Annotated in this window: 6 protein-coding genes; 2 read left to right on the forward strand and 4 right to left on the reverse strand. The window is 43.8% G+C overall.

Annotation, left to right across the window (positions count from 1 at the left end; all coding sequences use genetic code 11):
- Positions 1-70: 70 nt before the first annotated feature.
- Together L990_RS13360 and L990_RS13365 are read left to right on the forward strand one after the other, a co-directional pair.
- Positions 71-2,500: a heavy metal translocating P-type ATPase gene (locus L990_RS13360; RefSeq protein WP_047450289.1), complete on the forward strand. Its 2,430-nt coding sequence runs from the start codon at positions 71-73 to the stop codon at positions 2,498-2,500.
- Positions 2,501-2,714: 214 nt separating this feature from the next.
- Positions 2,715-2,924, forward strand: a complete 210-nt coding sequence (locus L990_RS13365) for a heavy-metal-associated domain-containing protein (RefSeq protein WP_047450292.1) — start codon at positions 2,715-2,717, stop codon at positions 2,922-2,924.
- A 181-nt stretch (positions 2,925-3,105) separates the two neighbouring features.
- Here the strand turns inward: L990_RS13365 and L990_RS13370 are convergent, their stop codons facing one another.
- The 4 genes from L990_RS13370 to L990_RS13385 all read right to left on the reverse strand — a co-directional run bounded on the left by L990_RS13370 (position 3,106) and on the right by L990_RS13385 (position 6,723).
- The gene (locus tag L990_RS13370; protein ID WP_047450294.1) at positions 3,106-3,684 is read right to left on the reverse strand and encodes a hypothetical protein; all 579 of its coding nucleotides are present in this window, start codon (positions 3,682-3,684) and stop codon (positions 3,106-3,108) included.
- Between the two features lie 196 nt (positions 3,685-3,880).
- Positions 3,881-4,618 carry a DUF3885 domain-containing protein gene (locus L990_RS13375; protein WP_156121580.1) on the reverse strand — a complete coding sequence of 246 codons (738 nt, stop codon included), beginning with the start codon at positions 4,616-4,618 and terminating at the stop codon, positions 3,881-3,883.
- Positions 4,619-4,885: 267 nt separating this feature from the next.
- A complete protein-coding gene (locus tag L990_RS13380; RefSeq protein WP_052181015.1) occupies positions 4,886-5,608 on the reverse strand; it encodes a DUF4276 family protein in 723 nt (240 codons plus the stop codon).
- Positions 5,609-5,610: 2 nt separating this feature from the next.
- Positions 5,611-6,723 (reverse strand): AAA family ATPase, encoded by a 1,113-nt coding sequence (locus tag L990_RS13385; RefSeq protein WP_197057294.1) that lies wholly within the window; start codon positions 6,721-6,723, stop codon positions 5,611-5,613.
- Positions 6,724-7,105: the final 382 nt, after the last annotated feature.

Below are 7,105 nucleotides of genomic sequence, written 5' to 3' on the forward strand. Positions count from 1 at the left end.
ACATCTCCCCTTATTCTACAACGATATTTGCCCTCCTAGGTGCCATTTTTGTAGCATAAAATGAAAGGATATGAGCACAAATCAACATACCTACGAGATTCCGCTGCTGGGAGTAGAAAGCGAGCACTGCGCGCTTACCGTAACCAAGGCGCTGGCAACCGTTAAGGCGCTGGCGCACCACCACGTGGAGCTGAACAACCATAAAGCCCTAGTTGAAACAGACAAGGAGGCCGATGGCATTATACTAGCCGTTGCTGCCATCCGAGGCGCAGGGTACGACGTAGCTACTAAGCGCAAGCAATACCCCGTTACGGGCATGTCGTGCGCATCGTGCTCGGCAAGCGTAGAGACAATCCTACAAAATCAGGCAGGCGTAGTTAGCGCCGCAGTAAACCTCGCCAGCCAAACGGTACAGCTGGAGTATATCAATACCATCGTAACGCCATCGGCGCTAAAGGAGGCGCTACAATCGGTAGGCTTCGACCTTATAGTAGACGAAACTGCCGAGGCTAAAAACGCCCTCGAAGAGCAGCAGCTGCTGCACTACCAGCGCTCAAAGCAAAGAACCTGGTGGGCCATCGCGCTAAGCATTCCGCTGGTTGCTGTTGGCATGCTCTTTATGGATATGCCCTACGCCAACGAGCTGATGTGGGCGCTAAGCACCCCCGTGGTGGTTTGGTTTGGCCGGCACTTCTTCGTTAACGCGTGGAGGCAGCTTAAGCACCGCAGCGCCAACATGGATACGCTGGTAGCGCTAAGCACGGGCATCGCCTACAGCTTCAGCGTCTTTAACACGCTATACCCATCGTTTTGGCATAGCCGCGGACTGCATGCCCACGTCTACTTTGAGGCGGCTGCGGTGGTTATCACCTTTATACTTGTTGGCAAGCTGCTGGAGGAAAAGGCCAAGGCCAACACCTCGTCGGCCATAAAAAAGCTGATTGGCCTGCAGCCATCCACCGTAACCATCGTTAGGGATAACAACCAGCTGGAGGATATCCCCATTGCGCAGGTTAAGGTTGGCGACGTGCTGCTGGTTAAGCCGGGAAGCAAAATCCCCGTAGATGGTAGCATAACCGAAGGCGCCAGCTTTGTAGACGAGAGCATGATTACAGGCGAGCCCATCCCCGCATCGAAGGAGGTTAACGATAGGGTATTTGCAGGCACCATCAACCAAAAGGGTAGCTTTAGGATGGTGGCCGCCAAGGTAGGCGGCGATACGCTGCTGGCGAGCATCATCCGGCAGGTACAGCAGGCGCAGGGCAGCAAGGCGCCCGTGCAAAGGCTGGTTGATAAGATTGCCAGCATATTTGTACCAACGGTAATTGCCATTGCCGTAGCCACCTTTGCGGCGTGGTGGATGCTGGGCGGCGATAGCGGCTTAACGCATGGACTACTAGCCGCCATCACGGTGCTGGTTATTGCCTGTCCCTGCGCGCTGGGGCTGGCCACCCCCACTGCCATTATGGTGGGCGTGGGTAAGGGAGCCGAAAATGGTATTCTGATTAAGGATGCCGAAAGCCTAGAGCGCGCCCATACGCTTAACGCCATTGTACTCGATAAGACAGGAACCATCACCGTTGGTAAGCCCACCGTGGTGGCCCAACGATGGCTCGCAACGGAGGATCTTCCCCTACTGCGCAGCATCCTATACAGCCTCGAAAGGCAATCGGAGCACCCGCTAGCCGAAGCCGTGGCCGCCAGCTTAACCGACGAGGCCTCGCTCCTACCGCTTAGCGGTATCGTTAGCCAAACGGGACAGGGCATCAGCGCGCAGCATCAGGCAGCCACCTACTGGATTGGCAACACCGCCCTAATGCAGGCACAGGGCGCCAACGCCACCGCCGCATTATCCCATGTTGATGAGTGGAGCAGCAACGCCTACACGGTGGTTTACTTTGGTAGAGGCAGCGAGCTGCTGGCGGTGCTGGCTATTGCCGACCAGATAAAGGAGAGCTCCGCCGCAGCCATAGCCCAGCTGCAGCAAATGGGCATCGAGGTGCTCATGCTTACGGGAGACAACCGCCAAACGGCCGCAGCCGTAGCCCATCAGGTGGGCATAGCGCGCTACCAGGCCGAAGCGCTGCCATCGGACAAGGCCTCCTTTATTAAGGAGCTACAGCAGCAAGGTAAGGTGGTGGGCATGGTGGGCGACGGCATAAACGACAGCGAGGCGCTGGCCCTTGCCAACGTAAGCATTGCCATGGGGCGCGGCAGCGACATTGCCATCGACGTGGCCATGATGACCCTTATAAGCAACGATCTCCGCAAGATACCCGCCGCCATAACGCTTAGCCGCAAAACGGTGGCGGCCATCCGCCAAAACCTATTCTGGGCGTTTATATACAACCTAATAGGAATACCCGTTGCCGCAGGCGCGCTGTACGCCGTTAGCGGGTTTATGCTAAACCCCATGATTGCCGGAGCCGCAATGGCCCTTAGCAGCGTTAGCGTGGTAAGCAACAGCCTACGCCTAAAGCGGATTAAGTTTGATGTGTGATGTGAGATATGAGATATGCGATATGAGATATGAGATATGAGATATGAGATGTGAGATGTGCGATGTGAGATTTGAGATGTGAGATGTGAGATATGCGATACTCTATACTCAATACTCAATACTCAATACTCAATACTCAATACCCAATACTCTGTACTCTGTACTCAATACTCGATACCCAATACTCGACTAAGTAACCATAAAATAGAATACCATGGAAAGAGTTTTTAAGACCAGCATGAGCTGCGGCGGTTGCGTAGCCAAGGCCACCGCCACCCTTAACGCCCTTGTAGGCGAAGGCAGCTGGAAGGTGGACACCACCTCGCCCGATAAGCTGCTTACCGTTACCAACGACGCCGTTACCGCCAACCAGCTTACCGACGCGCTAAAGAAGATTGGCTTTAAGGCCGAAGAGCTAGGCTAGCCCAACCGCACACAAAAAACAAGCCGCAGCTGGTAAACCCGCTGCGGCTTTTGTGTTTTATGGAATAATGTTCCCTGCTAAATGTTGGCGCCGACCTACCTGTAGAGGTTTTAAGACAGGTATTTTAAACAAACGAAGGAGCCTATATTAATGCTTAATAATTAAATCTGCAGCCAGATTATTAGCTAATCACCGCAAATAAAGTACCCAATTTACACCAAGAGTCTCCAACCTTTTTATAAACATAAAAACAACCATAGGAATCCATTGGACTTGAGAAAGAACCATGATAAAACAGACAAATGGTCCCTTTACGCAGAAATATGGGATGAGAGAAGGAGTGAATTTCCCCACCAAAAACATCAAGAGGCATTTGATCCTGTGCCATCTTTTTATACAGCACAGTTAGCGTATCCTCGGGCACTAGCCTACCTTTTTCTATGACACGATCATGCCAACTAATTTTTTGTAGGCTATCAATAGCTGAAAGTGCAACCGAAAAGTCCTTGCACTGGAGGCCAAATGGGGTTTCTTCTGCCGAATTATCGGCTGCAATGTGTCTTTTTAAAGACTCCTTCATGTTTTGTAATTCACCAGCAGATAAGTTTGATGAATAGTAAAATGTATCAATCTTTGGACGGTATTGCTCAAAAAAGAAATTGAGAAAATCTTGCTCCTGCTCAGTTGCTTGTGCGTTAGAAAAAAGGGCAGCCGTTAGCATGCTAAATAAAAGAATAACCTTACTGATAGAATATTTCATAACACGTTATATCTAACATTTTACAACTACAACGTTTTGCCAGCCTATCCAACAACCGCCTGTAGGCTTCCGCCCTCTCCCGTTCAACGACGGTCTAAGACCGCTACTTAAATTCGACATAGCCGCAGACGATACCAAGCATTGCTCTTCGAATATGCTTCGGCGAGCGGGGACTATTCTGTAAAAACATCACTTCTCATGTGTTTACAAAGTACGTATCAATTTCAGGTCGGTGAAAATCTACGATCCAGTCATTTCGCTTATCATAGAGATGTTTTATTTTCTCTGCCTTGTTGCTCCAAACAAAACAGCCTCTATCGTCATACATGTAGAAGCCTCTGTCTGTTTTAGGATCTAAGAAATAAACATCTTGACATATAGCCGGCTCATAGCCCATTTCGTTATTTGCAATTCCATTTAGTATTTTCTCGGCTTGAATATCCTTTACCTTTAACTTTCCAACAATAACTCTTGCGTCTACTTTGTCGCAAGTATAACTTCCATCTTCATGTTCAGTCAGCATTTGAGTTTCTACTTGTTCCGTTTTATCATAAAATGGTTCAAGCAGATTAGGTGTAAGAAGATTCAGCAAAAAGTCATTTTTCTTATTGAAAAGCCCTCCTTCATACTCATAGATAAGAATCCATATTTCAACTTCAGAATTATCAAATGTCTCATAAAACAATGTAGCTGCTCGAAGTGTCGACTGTGTAACTCTTTTGTGTAAATGATTTTTATAATTAAGCTTATCAACTTTCGTCATTCGCCGTCTATCCTTCCACCATTCAATTTCGACGCCATTTCTTACTATTTTGAACATTTCGTCGCCGCCAAGTTCAAAACGAATATGAACGTCTCCAAATATGGAATGAGGTGTTCCAATCTTCGAGCCTGAATAAGCTATATCCAAATATGTTTGGAGTTCGTTTCTCAATTTTATTGTCGTCGTTATGTTTATTACGCAGTATCCTTTTTTGCACTACATTTTGCCAGCCTATCCAACAACCGCCTGTAGGCTTCCTCCCTCTCCCGTACAACGGCTGTCTAAGATCGCTACTTAAGTTCGTCATAGCCGCAGACGATGCCGAGCATTGCTCTTCGAATATGCTTCGGCTAACGGGGAACAACAAGCGTTGCGGAAACAAAACACCCGCAAACCTATGAACACCAACAATCTTATCCCGATTAGTTTGTGGCTTTTTTAACTCAAAAACCTATCGATTTTATCAATTAGCTCTTGCAGTTTGAGAAATCGATACTTTGTATTTAAATATATGTTACAATAGTCCAAACATTCAACAGTCCGTTCAACTTTGTCTTTGCTTTTATTGTATGTTTTATTTACTAATTGATATATAGTTCTTAAATCTTCCGCCGCAGCGTTGCTCCTTGTAGTTAAATCGTCCGTTTGGGGGTTAAACCCTATAGATGTTATTTGTCCAGAATTTAAAGTTAAGGAAGCATCAATATGTGAATAATGATTACACTCAGCGATGAACCAATCTTCAATTTCTCTTATTGCGATAACAATACTGGTATCATTGGGTAGTGCAGGTGTAATTCTTCTGCCTTTTCTAATTGTTCCATTAATAAGTTCGTCTTCAAACCTTGTTATATCAGTTAATGGATACAAATCTCTTAGCCCAATGACTTCACTATAGCCTTGGGCTAAGAGAGAAGATGCATCTTCAATAATCCTCGGTTTTACACCTCCATCTCCCATGCAATCAAATATTAATGCAAAATGTTGTGGATTTTGAGGGTTTGCTGTTGATTTTGGATATATAGTTCTTTTAGCTTTACCAATACCTTGAAACTGTTGAAGCTCAATCTGAATGTTTTTTTGACCAGCAATTTCAATTAATAACTTATTAATGAAAAACTGTTCAGTCTGACCTTCGACGTAGAAAGCTATTTTTTTCATAATTAATTGTCAGCTTGTTCAAATCCATCAAAATAGAATTCGGTTGATAAAAAGTCGAAATTACTTAAGCCTGTGTATTTAAAATCATCAAAAATAGCCTTTGAATTCGAATAGTTATAATACAAGGATTTTTTGGGAACACGATGAATAACAGTCCAATAATCTAAAGGAATATTATTCATTATAAATCTATCATTTGTAGTCATTATAACTTGAACAGATGAATCCTTAACTTTATTTATGATTAAATTAATAAGGCACTGAGATCTTTCATAATCTAAACCTTCTCCAATATCATCAATTAAAATACAGCTTGGGTTTTTACTTAACAACGAAAAGTTTAATTGAATTAACAATGAAAGTGCTCTAAACATTCCTTGAGACATTTCCTTTTGATCTGTAAAGTCTTCAATATCTTTTTCTTTGACACCTAAACCGAATGCCGAAATAGGAATGAAATTAAGAGTATCGACTTTTATGCTGTCTAGATTGTAGGAAATATTTCCCATATCTTGGATTATCTGATCTGTAAATATATGCCCAAACCGTTTTTTACCATTAACAAATATTTCAGTTACCTTATCTGAATCTTTTAAGTCAACGTCTTCATTTTCTTTAATGGAATTAATATCTCTAAGGAAGACATTCTTTCCAAGTTGACTTCCAAAACGATAGTGAGATAATGATTTTCCCCATGTCTGAATTGGTTCCAAATATGGTTGCTGAATACTATCAACTCTAGAAACAGCAAGCTTGTCGTCTTCCATTTGAAAATCCAAAAAGGTTTCTGCTTGCTGGTAAAACATACTACCATCTCGGCTATTTCTTTTCAGTTTTTCAGTACCATTTATTTTTAAAATTTCTTCTTTTACTTTTCCCTTCTCAAAATCTAAAAAATAGTAGATTTCGTCACTGCCATTTTCAAAGGTTAAGTCATAAGTCGATGTATCATAAATTAGCTGAGTTAACTTTATTTCTCCTGATAATAAATCGGATAAATGTCTTATAGAATTTATTGTTTTACTTTTCCCTGTCGCATTCTTGCCAACAACTAGATTGATATTTTGAAAAGTAACAGGTTGAGAAGGACTATCTATTTCTGGTTTTCCTTCCATCGACCATTCAAATTTTTGTCCTTTAAATCTGCAATATTTTATTTTCCTGAGAAACATATCTTCAAAATTTTAATACCCAAAGTTAATACTATTTTCTAATTGACCTTGCAGCCATTTTTTAGTTTGTGCCAAACATCTATGCATCCACACTCGCTGCTATTATTTCCGCATTATCTGCAACTCCACTAAGTAAGATGCCGCTCCTAAAGTAGCTAAAATCTGGCAACGTTAAACAGTGTTACGTCATTTTTTGTATGGCCAATTTGCCCATCAGCTGATCACCACTTCGACGCTCGGAAAAATGCCAATCCATCAGCTGATCACCACTTCGACGCTCGGAAAAATGCTAATCCATCAGCTGATCACCACTTCGACGCTTGGA

Origin of the sequence: Alistipes sp. ZOR0009 (assembly GCF_000798815.1) — a bacterium.
In the GTDB taxonomy this organism is placed as follows: Bacteria; Bacteroidota; Bacteroidia; order Bacteroidales; family ZOR0009; genus Acetobacteroides.